Source organism: Cyanobium sp. BA5m-21, assembly GCF_024346235.1.
In the GTDB taxonomy this organism is placed as follows: domain Bacteria; phylum Cyanobacteriota; class Cyanobacteriia; order PCC-6307; family Cyanobiaceae; genus Cyanobium_A; species Cyanobium_A usitatum.
Map to the genome: position 1 here is coordinate 17,714 of NZ_JAGQCO010000026.1, position 16,165 is coordinate 33,878.

General features: G+C 62.5%; 28 protein-coding genes. 27 read left to right on the forward strand and 1 reads right to left on the reverse strand.

The annotated features are described in order from the left end of the window. Positions 1-17: 17 nt before the first annotated feature. From rpsS to prfA, 26 genes are all read left to right on the forward strand, one after another. Positions 18-293 (forward strand): 30S ribosomal protein S19, encoded by a 276-nt coding sequence (rpsS, locus tag KBY72_RS09095; protein WP_106632383.1) that lies wholly within the window; start codon positions 18-20, stop codon positions 291-293. A 4-nt stretch (positions 294-297) separates the two neighbouring features. Further along, positions 298-651, forward strand: coding sequence for a 50S ribosomal protein L22 (rplV, locus tag KBY72_RS09100; protein ID WP_106632384.1), 354 nt, complete (start codon positions 298-300; stop codon positions 649-651). Between the two features lie 19 nt (positions 652-670). Then, positions 671-1,399 carry a 30S ribosomal protein S3 gene (gene rpsC, locus KBY72_RS09105; RefSeq protein ID WP_254960498.1) on the forward strand — a complete coding sequence of 243 codons (729 nt, stop codon included), beginning with the start codon at positions 671-673 and terminating at the stop codon, positions 1,397-1,399. Between the two features lie 16 nt (positions 1,400-1,415). After that, positions 1,416-1,859 (forward strand): 50S ribosomal protein L16, encoded by a 444-nt coding sequence (gene rplP, locus KBY72_RS09110; RefSeq protein ID WP_254941846.1) that lies wholly within the window; start codon positions 1,416-1,418, stop codon positions 1,857-1,859. Positions 1,860-1,862: 3 nt separating this feature from the next. Further along, on the forward strand, positions 1,863-2,087 hold the full coding sequence (rpmC, locus tag KBY72_RS09115) for a 50S ribosomal protein L29 (RefSeq protein WP_106632387.1): 225 nt from the start codon (positions 1,863-1,865) through the stop codon (positions 2,085-2,087). Positions 2,088-2,103: 16 nt separating this feature from the next. Further along, positions 2,104-2,355 carry a 30S ribosomal protein S17 gene (gene rpsQ, locus KBY72_RS09120; protein ID WP_094560052.1) on the forward strand — a complete coding sequence of 84 codons (252 nt, stop codon included), beginning with the start codon at positions 2,104-2,106 and terminating at the stop codon, positions 2,353-2,355. A 12-nt stretch (positions 2,356-2,367) separates the two neighbouring features. Then, positions 2,368-2,733, forward strand: coding sequence for a 50S ribosomal protein L14 (rplN, locus tag KBY72_RS09125; protein WP_106632388.1), 366 nt, complete (start codon positions 2,368-2,370; stop codon positions 2,731-2,733). Between the two features lies 1 nt (position 2,734). Further along, positions 2,735-3,091 (forward strand): 50S ribosomal protein L24, encoded by a 357-nt coding sequence (rplX, locus tag KBY72_RS09130; protein ID WP_254941847.1) that lies wholly within the window; start codon positions 2,735-2,737, stop codon positions 3,089-3,091. 107 nt (positions 3,092-3,198) lie between these two features. Further along, the gene (gene rplE, locus KBY72_RS09135) at positions 3,199-3,738 is read left to right on the forward strand and encodes a 50S ribosomal protein L5 (RefSeq protein WP_254960499.1); all 540 of its coding nucleotides are present in this window, start codon (positions 3,199-3,201) and stop codon (positions 3,736-3,738) included. A 19-nt stretch (positions 3,739-3,757) separates the two neighbouring features. Beyond that, on the forward strand, positions 3,758-4,159 hold the full coding sequence (rpsH, locus tag KBY72_RS09140) for a 30S ribosomal protein S8 (RefSeq protein WP_254960501.1): 402 nt from the start codon (positions 3,758-3,760) through the stop codon (positions 4,157-4,159). A 17-nt stretch (positions 4,160-4,176) separates the two neighbouring features. Continuing rightward, complete coding sequence (gene rplF, locus KBY72_RS09145; protein WP_254960503.1) at positions 4,177-4,716, forward strand: 50S ribosomal protein L6; 540 nt, start codon at positions 4,177-4,179, stop codon at positions 4,714-4,716. Positions 4,717-4,748: 32 nt separating this feature from the next. Then, positions 4,749-5,114, forward strand: coding sequence for a 50S ribosomal protein L18 (gene rplR / locus KBY72_RS09150; protein ID WP_254960504.1), 366 nt, complete (start codon positions 4,749-4,751; stop codon positions 5,112-5,114). A gap of 14 nt (positions 5,115-5,128) precedes the next feature. After that, positions 5,129-5,782 (forward strand): 30S ribosomal protein S5, encoded by a 654-nt coding sequence (gene rpsE, locus KBY72_RS09155; protein WP_254960505.1) that lies wholly within the window; start codon positions 5,129-5,131, stop codon positions 5,780-5,782. Between the two features lie 9 nt (positions 5,783-5,791). After that, entirely contained in the window at positions 5,792-6,241 is a 450-nt protein-coding gene (gene rplO, locus KBY72_RS09160) for a 50S ribosomal protein L15 (RefSeq protein ID WP_254960506.1), read from the forward strand. A 102-nt stretch (positions 6,242-6,343) separates the two neighbouring features. Next, complete coding sequence (secY, locus tag KBY72_RS09165) at positions 6,344-7,663, forward strand: preprotein translocase subunit SecY (protein ID WP_254960507.1); 1,320 nt, start codon at positions 6,344-6,346, stop codon at positions 7,661-7,663. Between the two features lie 60 nt (positions 7,664-7,723). After that, positions 7,724-8,284 (forward strand): adenylate kinase, encoded by a 561-nt coding sequence (locus tag KBY72_RS09170; RefSeq protein ID WP_254960508.1) that lies wholly within the window; start codon positions 7,724-7,726, stop codon positions 8,282-8,284. A 65-nt stretch (positions 8,285-8,349) separates the two neighbouring features. After that, positions 8,350-8,463 (forward strand): 50S ribosomal protein L36, encoded by a 114-nt coding sequence (rpmJ, locus tag KBY72_RS09175; RefSeq protein ID WP_048018126.1) that lies wholly within the window; start codon positions 8,350-8,352, stop codon positions 8,461-8,463. A gap of 91 nt (positions 8,464-8,554) precedes the next feature. Next, a complete protein-coding gene (gene rpsM / locus KBY72_RS09180) occupies positions 8,555-8,920 on the forward strand; it encodes a 30S ribosomal protein S13 (protein WP_106632398.1) in 366 nt (121 codons plus the stop codon). A gap of 118 nt (positions 8,921-9,038) precedes the next feature. Continuing rightward, entirely contained in the window at positions 9,039-9,431 is a 393-nt protein-coding gene (gene rpsK, locus KBY72_RS09185; protein WP_010311626.1) for a 30S ribosomal protein S11, read from the forward strand. Between the two features lie 55 nt (positions 9,432-9,486). Further along, positions 9,487-10,425 (forward strand): DNA-directed RNA polymerase subunit alpha, encoded by a 939-nt coding sequence (locus KBY72_RS09190; RefSeq protein WP_254960509.1) that lies wholly within the window; start codon positions 9,487-9,489, stop codon positions 10,423-10,425. Between the two features lie 45 nt (positions 10,426-10,470). Further along, on the forward strand, positions 10,471-10,821 hold the full coding sequence (rplQ, locus tag KBY72_RS09195) for a 50S ribosomal protein L17 (RefSeq protein ID WP_106632400.1): 351 nt from the start codon (positions 10,471-10,473) through the stop codon (positions 10,819-10,821). A 71-nt stretch (positions 10,822-10,892) separates the two neighbouring features. Then, positions 10,893-11,816: a tRNA pseudouridine(38-40) synthase TruA gene (truA, locus tag KBY72_RS09200; protein ID WP_254960510.1), complete on the forward strand. Its 924-nt coding sequence runs from the start codon at positions 10,893-10,895 to the stop codon at positions 11,814-11,816. 81 nt (positions 11,817-11,897) lie between these two features. After that, on the forward strand, positions 11,898-12,350 hold the full coding sequence (rplM, locus tag KBY72_RS09205; RefSeq protein ID WP_254960511.1) for a 50S ribosomal protein L13: 453 nt from the start codon (positions 11,898-11,900) through the stop codon (positions 12,348-12,350). Then, positions 12,347-12,748, forward strand: coding sequence for a 30S ribosomal protein S9 (gene rpsI / locus KBY72_RS09210; RefSeq protein WP_254960512.1), 402 nt, complete (start codon positions 12,347-12,349; stop codon positions 12,746-12,748). The genes rplM and rpsI overlap by 4 nt, the downstream gene beginning before the upstream one ends. 33 nt (positions 12,749-12,781) lie before the next feature. After that, a complete protein-coding gene (gene rpmE / locus KBY72_RS09215) occupies positions 12,782-13,096 on the forward strand; it encodes a 50S ribosomal protein L31 (RefSeq protein ID WP_254960513.1) in 315 nt (104 codons plus the stop codon). Between the two features lie 94 nt (positions 13,097-13,190). Further along, the gene (prfA, locus tag KBY72_RS09220) at positions 13,191-14,288 is read left to right on the forward strand and encodes a peptide chain release factor 1 (RefSeq protein ID WP_106632405.1); all 1,098 of its coding nucleotides are present in this window, start codon (positions 13,191-13,193) and stop codon (positions 14,286-14,288) included. A 6-nt stretch (positions 14,289-14,294) separates the two neighbouring features. Here the strand turns inward: prfA and KBY72_RS09225 are convergent, their stop codons facing one another. After that, a complete protein-coding gene (locus KBY72_RS09225) occupies positions 14,295-14,795 on the reverse strand; it encodes an HNH endonuclease (RefSeq protein WP_254941855.1) in 501 nt (166 codons plus the stop codon). A 50-nt stretch (positions 14,796-14,845) separates the two neighbouring features. Between KBY72_RS09225 and alr the strand changes: the two genes are divergently transcribed. Next, positions 14,846-16,063: an alanine racemase gene (gene alr, locus KBY72_RS09230; protein WP_254960514.1), complete on the forward strand. Its 1,218-nt coding sequence runs from the start codon at positions 14,846-14,848 to the stop codon at positions 16,061-16,063. Positions 16,064-16,165: the final 102 nt, after the last annotated feature.

Genomic DNA, 16,165 nt, shown 5'->3' on the forward strand with positions numbered 1-16,165 from the left:
TGTTCGCTTAATCAACCATGGGACGTTCGCTCAAAAAAGGACCGTTTGTTGCCGACAGCCTGCTTCGCAAGGTTGAAAAGCAAAACGGCGCAGATGACAAGTCCGTGATCAAAACCTGGTCACGTGCTTCCACCATCCTGCCGATGATGATCGGCCACACCATTGCCGTTCACAACGGCAAATCCCATGTTCCCGTCTACGTGACGGAACAGATGGTGGGCCACAAACTCGGGGAATTTGCCCCCACCCGCACCTTCCGGGGCCACATCAAGGATAAGAAAGGAGGCCGCTGACGCTATGGCAAACACACCTTCCAACCAGGCTCTCGCCCACGGCCGCTTCATCCGCGGTTCCGTATCCAAGGTGCGACGAGTTCTCGACCAGATCCGTGGCCGCAGCTATCGCGAGGCCCTGATCATGCTCGAGTTCATGCCTTACCGCTCAACCGGCCCAATCACCAAGGTGTTGCGCTCGGCTGTGGCTAACGCCGAGAACAATCTCGGCCTGGACCCCTCGACATTGGTAATCGCTTCAGCGATCGCCGACATGGGTCCCTGCCTGAAGCGCTTCCGCCCACGCGCCCAGGGTCGTGCCTACGCGATCAAAAAACAAACCTGCCACATCAGCATTGCTGTGGCTCCTTCCACCTAACCCCCGAGGACACCGAAAGATGGGACACAAGATCCATCCAACCGGCCTGCGCCTGGGGATTACCCAGGAACACCGCTCGCGTTGGTACGCCCCAAGTAAGACCTATCCAATCCTGCTTCAGGAAGACGACCGCATTCGCAAGTTCGTCCATAAGAAGTACGGCGCCGCAGGCATCAGCGACGTGCTGATTGCCCGTAAGGCAGATCAACTGGAAGTTGAACTCAAGACCGCCCGTCCCGGCGTGCTTGTTGGCCGTCAGGGCAGCGGCATTGAAGAGCTGCGCACCGGTATTCAGAAAACCCTCGGTGATGCCAACCGTCAGGTGCGCATCAACGTGGTGGAGGTCGAGCGGGTCGATGCCGACTCGTTCCTGCTGGCCGAGTACATCGCCCAGCAACTGGAGAAGCGCGTTGCCTTCCGCCGCGTCATCCGCATGGCCGTGCAACGGGCCCAGCGGGCTGGCGTGCTCGGCCTGAAAATCATGGTGGCCGGCCGCCTCAACGGCGCCGAGATCGCCCGGACCGAATGGACCCGGGAAGGTCGCGTGCCCCTACACACCCTGCGTGCCGACATCGACTACGCAACCAAGCTGGCCAGCACGACCTACGGAGTGCTGGGAATCAAGGTGTGGATTTTCAAAGGCGAGGTGCTGCCTGGCCAGAAAGAGCAGCTGCCCGTGGGTGCTGCGCCCCGCCGCCGGACCAGCCGGCAGCCGCAACAGTTTGAAGACCGCTCTAACAAAGAGTGATCCGGAGCCCTGAACCATGCTGAGTCCAAGACGCGTCAAATTCCGCAAACAACAGCGAGGCCGCATGCGCGGTGTCGCTACCCGGGGCAACACGATTGCCTTCGGGGAGTTTGCACTGCAGGCCCAGGAATGTGGCTGGATCACCTCCCGCCAGATTGAAGCCAGCCGCCGAGCCATGACCCGCCACGTCAAACGCGGCGGCAAGATCTGGATCCGGATCTTCCCTGACAAACCAGTTACCATGCGCGCCGCCGAAACCCGTATGGGTTCCGGTAAGGGCAACCCGGAATTCTGGGTAGCCGTAATCAAACCGGGGCGCATTTTGTTTGAAATGGGTGGTCCTGAAATCACCCCCGAGATCGCCAAGGAAGCCATGCGCCTGGCGCAGTTCAAGCTTCCCCTCAAGACCAAATTCCTGAGCCTGGCGGATCAGGAAACCGCAGCCCCAGTGGAGGCCTGACCGATGGCAAAACCCAACATCGCCGATGTGCGCAAGCTCACCGGTGACCAGATCAACGAACAGGTCAACGCCACCAGGCGTGAACTGTTTGAGTTGCGCTTCCAGCAAGCCACCCGCCGGCTGGAAACTACTCACCGCTTCAAGGAGGCTCGCATAAAGCTGGCCCACCTGATGACGGTGCAACAGGAGCAGCAACGCTCCGCCGCCACGGCTGCTTCAGCCTCCTGATACCCCCTCGATCCCCATGGCACTCAAGGAAAGGGTCGGCACCGTCGTCAGCGACAAGATGGACAAAACGGTGGTGGTGGCGGTGGAAAACCGCTTCCCCCATCCCATCTATCAAAAGACGGTCAGCCGCACCACCCGATACAAAGCCCACGATGAAGCGAACAGCTGCAAAGTGGGTGACCGGGTTCGCATCACCGAGACCCGCCCGCTCAGTCGCACCAAGCGCTGGACCGTGGCCGAAGTTCTCACCAACAGCACCGCCGGTTGAGGAGAACTCCTAATGATCCAACAAGAAACCTATTTAAACGTCGCTGATAACAGCGGCGCCAAGCGCATCCAATGCATCCGGGTTCTCGGCACCAACCGTCGCTACGCCCACGTGGGCGACGTGATCGTGGCAGCCGTCAAGGATGCCATGCCCAACATGGGTGTCAAAAAATCGGATGTGGTCAAGGCCGTAGTGGTGCGCACCAAAGCCACCCTGCGCCGTGACACCGGCAATTCAATCCGGTTTGACGACAACGCAGCCGTGATCTTGGGTAACGACAACAACCCCAAGGGAACCCGAGTCTTCGGCCCGGTTGCCCGTGAACTGCGCGAGCGCAACTTCACCAAGATCGTTTCCCTCGCTCCGGAGGTCATCTGAAATGGCGACCGCAACTCCCAAGGCAAAACCCGCTGAGCGCATCAAGATGCGCCTCAAAAAGGGTGACACCGTCCAGCTGATCTCCGGCAAGGACAAGGGCAAAACCGGAGAGGTGCTACGCACCCTTCCCTACGAAAATCGTGTCGTAGTGCAGGGAATCAACCTCCGCACCCGCCACGTCAAGCCCACCCAGGAAGGCGAGAGTGGCCGCATCGTCACCGAGGAAGCCTCTGTGCATGCCTCGAATGTGATGCTCTACTCCAGCTCAAAACAGGTGGCAAGCCGCGTCGAAATCGTGGTGGAGAAAGACGGCACTAAAAAGCGTCGCCTCAAGAAGACAGGAGAAATCCTCGATTGAGCTCCAGAAGCGTGCCTCGCGATCACTCGCACAGGCCCCGCCAACTTCAACTCCAGTCCCTGTCAGCCTTCTGACCCAGACCAGAAGCGCACCCCCCTCTCCCCGTCATGTCACTGAAAAAGCGCTACCGGGAGTCGATTCAGCCCAAACTCCTCAAGGACCTGAATCTCTCCAATATTCACGAAGTTCCCAAGGTGGTGAAAGTCACCCTCAACAGGGGCCTCGGTGAAGCCGCCCAGAATGCCAAAGCCCTCGAGGCCTCAATCACCGAACTGGCCACAATCACTGGCCAAAAAGTGGTGGTGACTCGAGCCAAAAAGGCAATCGCCGGCTTCAAAATTCGCCAGGGGATGCCAATCGGTGTCGCCGTCACCCTGCGTGGTGAGCGGATGTATGCCTTCTTGGAGCGCCTGATCAATCTTGCTCTGCCCCGCATCCGCGACTTCCGCGGTGTGAGCCCCAAGAGCTTTGACGGCCGGGGGAATTACACCCTGGGGATCCGCGAACAAATCATTTTCCCTGAGATCTCCTTCGACAAAATCGATGCGATCCGGGGGATGGACGTCACGATTGTGACCAACGCCCGTAACGACGAAGAGGGCAGGGCCCTCCTCCGCGAGATGGGAATGCCGTTCCGCAGCAACTGAGCCCTCTTCGGACCCGACCATGGCCAATCACGACCCAATTTCAGACATGCTCACCCGCATTCGCAATGCGAGTGAGAAGCGCCACGAGACCACCAAGATTCCTGCATCCCGACTGGTGCGTAATGTCGCCAATGTGCTGCAGCAGGAAGGCTTCATTGCCGCAATCACCGAAGAAGGTGAAGGCGTCATGAAGCACTTGGTGCTTGAGCTCAAGTACAGCGGCAAGCATCGCCAGCCCACGATTCGCTCTGTCCAGCGAGTCAGCAAGCCAGGCCTGCGCATTTACAAGAACAACCGCCAGCTGCCCAAAGTTTTGGGCGGCCTGGGAATTGCAATCATCTCTACGTCGAAAGGGGTGATGAGCGACCGCGATGCCCGTAAGCAGGGCGTCGGTGGCGAAGTGCTTTGCTACGTCTACTGAATCTGGGAGATTGATCCATGTCTCGTATTGGTAAAGCGCCGATTCCCCTCCCCGACAAGGTGAGTGTCAGCCTCAATGGCTTGGCGGTCACCGTGAAGGGTCCCAAGGGCGAACTCAGCCGCACCCTGCCCGAAGGGGTGCAGATCTCCCAGGACGGCAACACCCTGGTGGTGAGCCCCAGCAGCGAAAACCGTCGCTCCCGCGAGCGCCACGGTCTCTGCCGCACTCTTGTCGCCAACATGGTGGAAGGCGTCAGCCAGGGATACACCCGCAAGCTGGAAATCATTGGCGTGGGCTACCGCGCCGCCGTCCAAGGCACAAAGCTTGTGGTCTCAGCTGGCTACAGCCACCAAGTGGAGATGGTGCCCCCCGAGGGCGTCACCTTCGCCGTAGAGGGAAACACCACCGTGTTTGTCTCCGGTGCCAACAAGGAATTGGTGGGCAATGAAGCTGCCAAGGTGCGTGCCATTCGTCCGCCTGAGCCTTACAAGGGCAAGGGCATCAAGTACGAGGGTGAGCGCATCCTGCGCAAGGCCGGTAAGACCGGTAAGAAATGAGGTCTGCCTGAGCGTCGTTACCCTGTATCGCAATGTCATCCATCTCCCGCAAACAGCAGACCCAGAAGCGTCACCGCCGCCTGCGTCGTCAGCTCACTGGCACGTCCTCCCGTCCCCGGTTGGCCGTGTTCCGCTCCAACAATCACATCTACGCCCAAGTCATCGACGACGCCGCCCAGAACACCCTCTGTGCGGCTTCGACCCTCGACAAGGACCTGCGCACCAACCTCGACGCCAGCTCTACCTGTGATGCCTCCGTGGCGGTAGGCGAGCTGGTAGCCAAACGGGCGCTCGCCCAGGGCATCCAGCAGGTGGTCTTCGATCGAGGCGGCAACCTGTACCACGGCCGGGTCAAGGCCCTGGCTGACGCCGCCCGGGAAGCGGGCCTTCAGTTCTGATCCCTGCTCTCACCATGACCGAAACCAACGATCAAGTTCAGTCCAACGACATCCCGGCCGCTTCGGATGTACCTGCTGCTGCCGAAGGCCAGCAGGATCGTCGCGGTGGTCGGGTTGAAGGCCGCGGCGGCGATAGCCGTCGCGGTGGCGGCCGCGGGCGCGACAACCGTCGCGGACAGGAGCGCGACTCCGAATGGCAGGAGCGGGTGGTGCAAATCCGCCGCGTCTCCAAGACCGTTAAAGGCGGCAAGAAGATGAGCTTCCGGGCCATCGTTGTCGTTGGCAACGAGAAGGGTCAAGTAGGTGTGGGCGTCGGCAAGGCCGGCGACGTGATCGGCGCAGTCCGCAAGGGCGTAGCCGATGGCAAGAAGCACCTGGTCAAGGTGCCCCTCACCCGTCACAGCTCCATCCCTACCCTCAGCAACGGCCGCGACGGTGCCGCCAGCGTGCTGATCCGCCCGGCAGCGCCCGGAACCGGGGTAATTGCGGGCGGCTCGATCCGCACGGTGCTCGAACTGGCCGGCATCAAAAATGTGCTGGCCAAGCGCCTCGGATCCAAGACCCCCCTCAACAACGCCCGCGCTGCGATGGAGGCTTTGGCCGGCCTTCGCACCCACAAGGAGACCGCCAAGGAGCGGGGCATCTCCCTAGAGCAGATCTACTCCTAAGGCCTCGCCATGACGTTCAATCTCCAGTCCCTCAAACCCAACCCTGGCGCCCGGCGCCGCAAGCTCCGCAAGGGTCGCGGCATTGCTGCAGGCCAGGGAGCCAGCTGCGGTTTCGGTATGCGCGGCCAGAAGTCCCGCTCGGGTCGTCCGACCCGTCCTGGCTTCGAGGGTGGCCAAATGCCTCTCTACCGCCGCATCCCCAAGCTTAAGCACTTTGAGCTGGTCAACCAGAAGGAGTTCACGATCATCAACGTGGCCAAGCTCGCCGACTGCAAAGCCGGCAGCACTATCAGCCTCGATTCCTTGGTGAAGGAAGGTCTCGTGACCAGCCCCAAGCATCCCCTCAAGGTGCTTGGCAACGGTGAACTCTCCGTCAAGCTGACCGTGCATGCCGCCGCATTTACTGCCAGCGCTCGCACCAAGATCGAAGCTGCCGGTGGCAGCTGCGAAGTCATCTGATCGCCTTGCGGGCCTCCGCCCTAAGGTCTGAGCCGTCCAGTCGAGCCCCGGGCACGCCGCGGGTCTTGACGGGCGGTTTTTTCATGTCCATCACACGCCGCCATGCTTGTTAGCCGGGGTCGCAACCCAAGTGCCGGGGAAATCCTCAGCCAACTGATCCAGTCGAAGGGGCTGCGCGACCGGGTGCTAACCACCCTCGGCCTGCTGCTGCTGGTCCGGCTGGGCATCTACATCCCGATGCCAGGCATCGACCGGGTGGCCTTTCAGCAGTTCCTCTCCCAAGGCGGTCAGCTGATCGGGTTCCTGGACATCTTCACCGGGGGCGGCCTGTCCACCCTCGGCGTTTTTGCTCTGGGCATCCTGCCGTTCATCAACGCCTCGATCATCATTCAGCTGCTAACCGCGGCCCTGCCCCAACTGGAGGACCTCCAGAAGAATGAGGGCGAGGCAGGCCGGCGCAAGATCGCCCAGATCACCCGCTATGTGGCTCTGGGCTGGGGCATCCTGCAGAGCCTGGTCTTTGCCCTGATCCTGCGGCAATACGCCACAGAGGGCCTCTCGGAGCCAGTGTTTGTAATCCAGACGGCCCTCGCCCTAGTGACTGGCTCCATGGTGGTGATGTGGATCAGCGAGGTGATCACCGAGCGGGGCATCGGTCAAGGGGCGTCCCTGGTGATCTTCGTCAACATCGTGGCCACCCTGCCCAAGGCCCTGGGATCAACGATCGAGCTGGCCCAGAGCGGGGACCGCAGCACAGTTGGCGGCATCGTCGTGCTGGTGCTGGTTTTCCTGCTGACGATCGTGGGGATCATCTTTGTGCAGGAAGGCAACCGCCGCATCCCAATTGTGAGCGCCAAGCGCCAAGTGGGAGGCGCTGGGGTGCTTGCGGCACGGCAGAGCTACCTGCCGCTGAAGCTCAACGCCGGCGGCGTGATGCCGATCATTTTTGCCTCGGCCGTGGTGTTTCTACCGCTCACCATTGCCAACCTCACCCGCAACCCTTGGCTGATCAAGTTGGCGGGATACCTCAACCCCAACAGCAGCACTCCCTGGCTGTATGCGTTGGTGTTCTTCGGGCTGATCTGCGGCTTCGGCTTTTTCTACGCCTCACTCACCGTGAATCCGGTGGACATCGCCACCAACCTCAAGCGCAGCGGCGTAGCCATCCCCGGCGTGCGCCCCGGCTCAGCCACTGCCAGCTACCTCAGCGGGGTGCAAAACCGACTAACCCTGCTGGGTGGTGTGTTCCTCGGCGCCGTGGCGATCATTCCCTCGGCCGTGGAAGGGGCCACCCAGGTGCGCACCTTCCAGGGGCTGGGGGCCACCTCCCTGCTGATTCTGGTGGGCGTTGCAATCGACACAGCCAAACAGGTGCAGACCTACGTGATCTCCCAGCGCTACGAGGGCATGGTGCGCCAGTGACCACCAGCCCCTTGCTGCGGCCCTCGCAGCAACCCCTTCCTCCAACTCGCAAGTTCAGCGATGAAGCAACGTCTCCTCTTCCTTGGCCCCCCAGGAGCTGGTAAGGGCACCCAAGCCCAGCAACTGGCCGCCGATCGCCAGCTGCTGCACCTCTCTACGGGAGACCTGCTGAGGGCGGAGGTTGCTGCTGGCAGCGATCTCGGCAAGGAAGCCGAGGCCGTGATGGCCCGTGGTGAGCTGGTGAGCGATGCGCTGGTGTTGGCGATCGTGCGGGGCCGGCTGGAAGCACTGGCCGCCAGCGGCGGCGGCGGCTGGTTACTGGACGGCTTCCCCCGCAACCTCGTTCAAGCCGAGGCTCTGGGGCTGCTGCTCGATGAGCTGCAGCAACCGATCGAGCTGGTGGTGCTGATGGAGCTCGACGACGCCGTCTTGATCCAAAGGCTCCTGAGCCGGGGGCGCTCTGACGACAACGAAAGCGTGATTCGCCACCGGCTGGAGGTCTACCGGGAACAGACCGCACCCCTGATTAACCATTACCAGCAGCTTGGCTTGCTGCAGGCCATTGAGGCCAATGGCAGCGTCGTGGCGATCGCCGAACGGATCGCCGCCCTGCTCAGTTGAATCACCAGAGGGTGTTGACCTGTGTGGTAGCTTGTCGGTTTGCAAATTAGGAGAGCACAACTCCCATGAAGGTGCGTGCCTCGGTCAAGAGAATGTGCGACAAATGCCGGGTGATTCGTCGCCACGGCAGGGTGATGGTGATCTGCACCAACCCCAAGCACAAACAGCGCCAAGGCTGACAAGCCTTGGCCGGCCCCCTTGGGGGCCAGCTGTGCATCATTTCCCCGCTCCGCTCAGGCGGAGCCCCTTGCCCCCTCATCGAATTCCTACGTGGCTCGGATTGCCGGCGTTGATATCCCACGCGAAAAGCGCGTCGAGATTGCTCTCACCTACGTGTATGGCATCGGTCTTACCCGTGCCCAGAAGATTCTGGCCAAATCCGGTGTCAGCCCAGACATCCGGGTAAAAGACCTCAGCGACGCTGACGTCCAGAAGTTGCGCGGTGCGGCCGAAACCTTCACCCTCGAAGGCGACCTGCGCCGTCAAGAGGGCATGGCCCTCAAGCGCCTCCAAGACATCGGCTGCGTTCGCGGTCGCCGCCATCGCATGGGTCTGCCCGTGCGTGGCCAGCGCACACGCACCAATGCGCGCACCCGTCGTGGTGCTCGCAAAACCGTGGCCGGCAAGAAGAAGTAAGGCCCCGCCTTCCTTCAACTGCTCCCACCCTGCCGCCAACTGCGTAAGCGACCGGCGTCACCAGGGTGCCCCCCCGACGTTCCCCTGATCACCTCCTGCACCAGCAGGCCTTTCCGCCATGGCAAAGCCAGCCAAAAAATCCGGCGCCAAGAAAACGAAGCGCAACGTCCCCAACGGCGTTGCCCACATTCAGAGCACCTTCAACAACACGATCGTGTCGATCACTGACACGGCCGGAGAGGTGATTTCCTGGAGTTCGGCCGGCGCCAGCGGCTTCAAAGGAGCCCGTAAAGGCACACCCTTTGCCGCCCAAACCGCAGCTGAAGCAGCCGCCCGACGCGCCCTAGAGCAGGGCATGCGCCAGATCGAAGTCCTGGTACGGGGTCCTGGTTCAGGCCGCGAAACCGCAATCCGAGCCTTGCAGGTGGCCGGCCTTGAAATCACCCTGATCCGTGACGTGACTCCCCTGCCTCACAACGGTTGCCGTCGCTCCAAGCGCCGTCGCGTCTGAGTCGTCGTTTCGTTCCTGCCCCCGGGCTTTCTCCAACCTTTCGACCCTTCAGAACGTGCTGCATTACCAAATCGATCGCATTGAGTATCAGGTCGCGGAAGACCGATCCCAGACCGGCACCTTCCTGATCGGCCCGCTCGATCGCGGCCAGGCCACCACGCTTGGGAATGCCCTGCGCCGCGTCCTGATCGGTAGCCTTGAAGGCAGTGCCATCACCGCAGTTCGCATCTCCGGGGTCAACCACGAGTACGCCACCGTGCCCGGGGTTCGTGAAGACGTGCTCGACATTCTGCTCAACTGCAAGCAGATCTCCGTTAGCAGCCGCAATCGCGAGCTAGAGATCGGCCGCCTAGTGGTGAACGGCCCCGCGACGGTTACCGCCGCGGATCTGCAGTTCTCCTCCCAAGTGCAGGTAATCGATTCAGATCGCCTGATCGCGACCGTGGCTGAAGGCCACAGCCTCGAAATGGAAGTACACGTGGAGCGTGGTGTCGGCTACCGGCCCGTCAATCGCCACAGCGAGGACACCAGCGCCATCGACCTGCTGCAGATCGATGCCGTGTTCAAGCCCGTGCGCCGGGTCAACTACACGGTGGATGAAACCGCCGTTGGCGAAGGTGGATCCGCTCGCGAAAGACTGCGCCTGGAGATCGAAACCAATGGCAGCGTCACACCAGACGACGCCATGGCCCAATCAGCCAACCAGCTAATCGGTCTGTTCCAGCCCCTGGCCAGCTTGACCATGGTGGAAGAGCCCGGCCTTGAGCCCGAGCCCTCCGCCGAGGCCCAAATTCCCCTCGAAGAACTCAACCTCTCCGTGCGGGCCTACAACTGCCTGAAGCGCGCCCAGGTCAACTCCGTGTCCGACCTGATGGGCTTCAGCTACGAAGATCTACTGGAGATCAAAAACTTCGGCTCCAAATCAGCCGATGAGGTGATCGAAGCGCTGGAGCGCATCGGCATCACCCTGCCCCAGAGCCGCACTAGCGCCTGATTGGCGGCACCTTTTACCGACAGCCTTCTCACCTGAGTCAGCCCAATGAGACACCAGTGCCGAGTCCCCATGTTGGGACGCCCCGCCGATCAACGCAAAGCCATGCTGCGGGGTCTCACCACCCAGCTGATCCGCGAGGGTCGGGTTACCACGACCAAAGCCCGTGCCAAGGCTTTGCGCGATGAAGCGGAGCGCATGATCAGCCTGGCCAAGGACGGCAGCCTGTCTGCCCGTCGCCGCGCCATCGGCTACATCTATGACAAGCAGTTGGTCCATGCCCTGTTTGACAAAGCCCAAGACCGCTACGGCGAGCGCCAAGGTGGCTACACCCGCATCATCCGTACCGTTCCCCGCCGCGGCGATAACGCCGAGATGGCCATCATCGAACTGGTCTAAACCTCTCCCCGTCTGGCGAGATCCCAAACTGCCGCGGTGGCGTAACCCCACCGCGGTTTTTTAATGGCTGCATGGTTCCCGCACTGACTCCCGCCCCCGCCGCCCTGCGCCGCATCGCTCTTTGCCTGCAATACGACGGCTCCGCCTACTGCGGCTGGCAGCGGCAACGCAATGCCCACAGCGTGCAGCAGACCCTGGAGCAAGCGATAGCTGGGCTTGACCCCCAAGGACCCAATCGCACCATGGCTGCTGGCCGCACCGATACGGGCGTGCATGCTGCTGCCCAGGTGGCACACTTCGAAGCGGCTGGACCAATTCCACCGGAGCGCTGGGCCAAGGCCCTCAATGGTCGGCTACCGGCCACGATCCGCATCCGGGCGGCTGTTGAGGTTGAGCCCAGCTGGCACGCCCGCTTCAGCGCTAGCTACCGGCGGTACCGCTACACGATCTACAACGCCCGCACCCCCAACCTGTTCCTGGCCCCCTGGAGCTGGCACCGCTATCAGCGCCGGCTCGATGAACAAGCCATGGGCCAGGCCCTGGAGGCCATGCTCGGCGAACACGACTTTTCTGCCTTTCAACGAGCCGGCAGCCGCCGCGCCCACGGCCGCACCACCCTTCAGGAGGTGCGTTTGGAGCGCCAGGGTGACCTGATCAGCGTCGAGTTGCAAGCCAGCGGTTTTCTGTACGGCATGGTGCGTCTGGTGCTTAGTCAACTCGTGGCGGTTGGCGAGGGGCGGCTCAGCGGCGCCGACTTCGAGCGCCGCTGGCGCGAGTGCCAGCGCCTGGAAGTAAAAGAGGCCGCTCCACCTCAGGGCCTCTGCCTGCTGCGGGTGGGCTACCCCAAGCCAATATTCCCCCAAGCTGCCTGGTATGATTGCCAACCGCGGTTTCAGCTCGAGATTTCCGATTCTCCGGATCTCCAGCCTGGTTCAGCCCAGCCTTTCGTCAGTTCAGCGCAGCTACCTCCTTGGGGCGCGCCGACCAGGCGGTAAGGTCACTGAACTCGGGCGTTGGGTTTCCAACGACCAGCTGTCCTGCCCCACTTCCGGCCTGCCGGTGCCTGATCAGGCGAAATGAACAAGACCCCCCTGCCCTCCATTGATTCCCTCGACCGCCAGTGGTATCTGGTGGACGCAGAGAATCAGACCCTCGGTCGCCTAGCGAGCGAAGTGGCCCAAGTGCTGCGCGGCAAGAACAAGCCCTGCTACACCCCCCACCTCGATACCGGCGACTTCGTCATCGTCATCAACGCCGACAAGGTGAAGGTGAGCGGTAACAAGTCGACCCAGAAGATTTACCGCCGCCACTCCGGCCGGCCCGGTGGCATGAAGACCGAGACCTTCGCCCACCTGCAAGCCCGGATACCTGAGCGGATCGTGGAGAAAGCCATCAAAGGCATGCTTCCCCACAACGCCCTGGGCCGTCAGCTGTTCCGCAAGCTGAAGGTTTACAAGGGTACTGAGCATCCCCATGCTGCCCAACAACCCCAAGCCCTAGCCCTCGATCCCGCCACTGCCGCCCGATGAGCACTAACAAAGTCGTCTATTGGGGTACGGGTCGTCGTAAGACGGCAGTAGCCCGAGTGCGTGTGGTTCCCGGGACCGGCACCGTAACCATCAACGGTCGCCCTGGGGACAATTACCTCAACTACAACCCTGTTTATCTCGCAGCGGTCAAAGCACCACTGCAGACTCTCGGGCTTGCAACTGACTATGACCTGCTAGTGAATGTGCGTGGTGGTGGGCTTACCGGCCAAGCCGACGCCATCAAGCAGGGTGCAGCTCGTGCCCTGTGTGAATTGTCCCCGGACAACCGCAAACCCCTTAAAACAGAAGGCCACCTCAGCCGCGACCCCCGCGCCAAGGAGCGTCGCAAGTACGGCCTGAAGAAAGCTCGTAAGGCGCCTCAGTTCTCCAAGCGCTGATTTCTTCCCTCCGCCATCAGCCCCTTCCCCGTCATGCCCAAGGCCGAAATTCATCCCACCTGGTATCCCGATGCCAAGGTGATTTGCAACGGAGAGGTGGTTATGACCACCGGTTCCACCTCCCCCGAACTCCACGTCGATGTGTGGAGTGGCAACCACCCCTTCTATACAGGCACCCAAAAGATCCTCGACACCGAGGGCCGTGTAGACCGCTTTATGCGCAAGTACGGCATGGGTGGAGCAGATTCACTCTCCAACGCCGCTGCTAAGCAGGAGACCCAGGTTGAGGCCTCGGCCGAAGCTGCAACCGAAGTTGAGACCGAGGCCCCCGCTGTGGCCGAAGCCTGATCTCTGCAGGCCTGATTGAACCCCCCAGCCGGGTGCTTACGGGCACCCGGCTTTGTGTTGTCTGGTGCCCATGCGGGCTCCTCCTATCTCGCTGATGGATCCTTCCCTGCTGCATGAGCGTCTGGAGACGGCCCGCCGCACCTTCGAGACCCTGGAACGCCAGCTGGCCGATCCAGCCGTGGCGGCTAATCCCAGCCAGATGCAGGCCATCGCCCGCGAGAGGGCTCGCCTTGAGCCCTTGGTGCAGGACCACCTGAGCCTGCAGAAACTGCAGCAGGAAGAACGAGAAGCTCGCGCCCTGCTGAAAGAACATCGGGGCGACCTCGCCATGGAGGAACTGGTCAACGAGGAGCTGGCAACCCTGGCGGAAGCCACGGCCAGCCTGCTCGACAAGCTCACGGTGGCCCTGCTGCCCCGAGACCCCCGCGATGAGCGCAGCGTGATGTTGGAGATCCGCGCCGGCGCCGGTGGCGATGAAGCGGCGATCTGGGCCGGCGATCTAGCCCGCATGTATGAGCGCTACGCCCAAGGGGTGGGCTGGCGGGTGGAACCGGTGAGCGCCTCCGAAGCCGAGCTCGGGGGCTACAAAGAACTGATCCTCGCCATCAAGGGGGATGGGGTTTTCAGCCAGCTGAAGTTTGAGGCCGGCGTGCATCGGGTGCAACGGGTGCCGGCCACCGAGTCCCAGGGCCGGGTGCACACCTCAACCGCCACGGTCGCCGTGATGCCGGAGGCCGATCCCGTGGAGGTTCAGATCGACCCCGGCGACATCGAAATCAGTACCGCCCGCTCCGGTGGCGCCGGCGGCCAAAACGTCAACAAAGTCGAAACTGCCGTAGACCTGTTGCACAAGCCCACCGGCATTCGGGTGTTCTGCACCCAGCAACGCTCCCAGCTGCAGAACCGCGAGCGCGCCATGGAAATCCTGCGCGCAAAGCTCTATGAGCGCCAGCTGGCAGAAGCCAACGCCCAGCAGCGCTCCACCAGGCTGGCCCAGGTAGGCAGCGGCGACCGCAGCGAGAAAATCCGCACCTACAACTTCAAAGACAGCCGCACCACCGACCACCGCCTAGGCCGCAACTTCGCGCTTGAGCCGGTGCTCAACGGCCAGCTCCACGACCTGATCAGTGCCTCAATCGCCGCCGATCAGAGCCGCCAGCTCGAGGAGCTGGCCCAACAGGTAGCCAGCTGAGCGCTCTCAAGCCCCAATTACATATTTGGCCCACTCGCCATGCTGCCCTGCCGAAATCTGGCGACTGGCTTCAAAGCTGAAGCTGCCCAGGGGCCGATGAGGTGGACGCAGCAGGGGCATCGCGGCCTCCCGCGGCGTGCGGTTGCCCTTGCGAACATTGCAGGGCAGACAGGCTGTGGTGACGTTTTCCCAGGTATCGAGGCCACCGCGGCTGCGGGGCACCACATGGTCGACAGAGAGCTGCTGAGCGCTGGCCCCGCAGTACTGGCAGCGATGGCCATCGCGGTGAAACAGGTTGCGGCGGGTCAGGGGCAACGGCTTGTAGGGCACCCGCACGAAATGACGCAGGCGGATCACGGTGGGGAGCAGGGTGTCCTCGCGAATCCTGCGCACCGGGTCATGCTCAAGCCCCTCCGCCTTCCCCTTCAGCACCATCACCACCGCACGACGCCAGGTGGTGATGTTGAGGGGCTCGTAAGACGCGTTTAGAACGAGAACATGGCCCATGCCAGCACCCGTGATCGGCGGCATGCTAGTGGAAATCTTCGCTGTAATCCGTGACCCAGGCGACTGAGACCAGCTGGAGTGCCCAGGCCCATGAGGCCAGCCTGGCTCGGCAACGGGCCTGGGTAGAGGTGAATACCGGCGCCATAAGTGCCAACGCCCGCAGCCTGAAACGCTGCATAGGCAATGGCACCGAGCTGATGGCTGTGGTCAAGGCCGACGGCTATGGCCATGGATCGATCCCCGTGGCCAGGGCCGCCCTCGCTGGTGGAGCTAGTCAGTGCGGTGTCGCGACCCTGAGCGAAGGCATCGAGCTACGCAGGGCCGGCATCGAAGCACCAATCCTGGTGCTCGGCAACCTCACCCAGGTAGAGGAGCTGCGCAGCTGTCTGCACTGGCAGCTCATGCCGACTATCAGCGGCATGCGCGAAGCCCTGCTCTGCCAAAACCTCGCCAGCGGCCAAGGCCGCCCGATGGCCCTGCAGCTCAAGCTCGACACTGGCATGGCTCGGCTCGGGGCCGATTGGCAGGAGGGGCCCAGACTCGTGGCCGCGATCACGGAACTGGAAGCCGTGCAGTTGGCCGGTCTCTATTCCCATCTCGCCAGTGCCGATGCATCAGCGGACGCCGATGACGGGCTCACCGATCAACAGCAGCGGCTTTTCGAGACGGTACTGCAGGCCCTGGAGCACCAGCGTCTGCCGGCTGGCATCCGCCACCTGGCCAACTCGGCCGGCACCCTGCGCAGCTCAGGGCTGCACTACGACCTAGTGCGAGTCGGCCTGGCGCTATATGGTCACAGTCCGGCGGCCCACCTGGCTTCTGTCACTCCCCTGCAGGGAGCGATGACCCTGCACGCCCGCGTCAGCCTGATTCGGGAGGCGGGCAGCGGGGTGGGGGTGAGCTACGGCCATCGCTTCCGCACCAGCCGCCCCAGCCGTCTGGCCGTTGTTGGCATTGGCTACGCCGATGGCGTGCCTCGCCAGCTCTCCAACCAGCTGGAAGTGCTGTTTGCAGGCCAACGTCTGCCCCAAGTGGGAGCCATCACCATGGACCAACTGGTGCTCGATGCAACCGACTGCCCGGGACTGGAGGTGGGGTCGGTGGTGACTCTGCTGGGCCAGGAGGGAAGCGAACAAATCACCCCTACCGACTGGAGCGATCGCTGCCAGACCATCCCCTGGGAAATCCTCTGCGGCTTTAAGCACCGCCTGCCACGACTCACCGCCGCCCAAGCCGCCTGGGAGGCCCCAGGCGATAGGGCTCACTGATAAAGTCGTCAAGCCCCTGGAGAGGTGGCTGAGTGGTTGAAAGCGGCTCCCTGCTAAGGAGTTACAGGAGGCAACTCTTGTCGAGGGTTCGAATCCCTCCCT

Bases quoted from the DNA above. Each gene is read 5' to 3' on its own strand.
- rpsS (WP_106632383.1), top strand. From the start codon at position 18: ATGGGACGTTCGCTCAAAAAAGGACCGTTTGTTGCCGACAGCCTGCTT.
- rpsE (WP_254960505.1), top strand. From the start codon at position 5,129: ATGACCGAAACCAACGATCAAGTTCAGTCCAACGACATCCCGGCCGCT.
- rpsQ (WP_094560052.1), top strand. From the start codon at position 2,104: ATGGCACTCAAGGAAAGGGTCGGCACCGTCGTCAGCGACAAGATGGAC.
- rpmJ (WP_048018126.1), top strand. From the start codon at position 8,350: ATGAAGGTGCGTGCCTCGGTCAAGAGAATGTGCGACAAATGCCGGGTG.
- rplM (WP_254960511.1), top strand. From the start codon at position 11,898: ATGAACAAGACCCCCCTGCCCTCCATTGATTCCCTCGACCGCCAGTGG.
- rpmE (WP_254960513.1), top strand. From the start codon at position 12,782: ATGCCCAAGGCCGAAATTCATCCCACCTGGTATCCCGATGCCAAGGTG.
- truA (WP_254960510.1), top strand. From the start codon at position 10,893: ATGGTTCCCGCACTGACTCCCGCCCCCGCCGCCCTGCGCCGCATCGCT.
- rpmC (WP_106632387.1), top strand. From the start codon at position 1,863: ATGGCAAAACCCAACATCGCCGATGTGCGCAAGCTCACCGGTGACCAG.
- rplR (WP_254960504.1), top strand. From the start codon at position 4,749: ATGTCATCCATCTCCCGCAAACAGCAGACCCAGAAGCGTCACCGCCGC.
- rpsC (WP_254960498.1), top strand. From the start codon at position 671: ATGGGACACAAGATCCATCCAACCGGCCTGCGCCTGGGGATTACCCAG.
- prfA (WP_106632405.1), top strand. From the start codon at position 13,191: ATGGATCCTTCCCTGCTGCATGAGCGTCTGGAGACGGCCCGCCGCACC.
- rplE (WP_254960499.1), top strand. From the start codon at position 3,199: ATGTCACTGAAAAAGCGCTACCGGGAGTCGATTCAGCCCAAACTCCTC.
- rplQ (WP_106632400.1), top strand. From the start codon at position 10,471: ATGAGACACCAGTGCCGAGTCCCCATGTTGGGACGCCCCGCCGATCAA.
- rplP (WP_254941846.1), top strand. From the start codon at position 1,416: ATGCTGAGTCCAAGACGCGTCAAATTCCGCAAACAACAGCGAGGCCGC.
- rplF (WP_254960503.1), top strand. From the start codon at position 4,177: ATGTCTCGTATTGGTAAAGCGCCGATTCCCCTCCCCGACAAGGTGAGT.
- rplV (WP_106632384.1), top strand. From the start codon at position 298: ATGGCAAACACACCTTCCAACCAGGCTCTCGCCCACGGCCGCTTCATC.
- rpsK (WP_010311626.1), top strand. From the start codon at position 9,039: ATGGCAAAGCCAGCCAAAAAATCCGGCGCCAAGAAAACGAAGCGCAAC.
- rpsH (WP_254960501.1), top strand. From the start codon at position 3,758: ATGGCCAATCACGACCCAATTTCAGACATGCTCACCCGCATTCGCAAT.
- secY (WP_254960507.1), top strand. From the start codon at position 6,344: ATGCTTGTTAGCCGGGGTCGCAACCCAAGTGCCGGGGAAATCCTCAGC.
- KBY72_RS09170 (WP_254960508.1), top strand. From the start codon at position 7,724: ATGAAGCAACGTCTCCTCTTCCTTGGCCCCCCAGGAGCTGGTAAGGGC.
- rpsI (WP_254960512.1), top strand. From the start codon at position 12,347: ATGAGCACTAACAAAGTCGTCTATTGGGGTACGGGTCGTCGTAAGACG.
- rplO (WP_254960506.1), top strand. From the start codon at position 5,792: ATGACGTTCAATCTCCAGTCCCTCAAACCCAACCCTGGCGCCCGGCGC.
- rplN (WP_106632388.1), top strand. From the start codon at position 2,368: ATGATCCAACAAGAAACCTATTTAAACGTCGCTGATAACAGCGGCGCC.
- rplX (WP_254941847.1), top strand. From the start codon at position 2,735: ATGGCGACCGCAACTCCCAAGGCAAAACCCGCTGAGCGCATCAAGATG.
- KBY72_RS09225 (WP_254941855.1), bottom strand. From the start codon at position 14,795: ATGGGCCATGTTCTCGTTCTAAACGCGTCTTACGAGCCCCTCAACATC.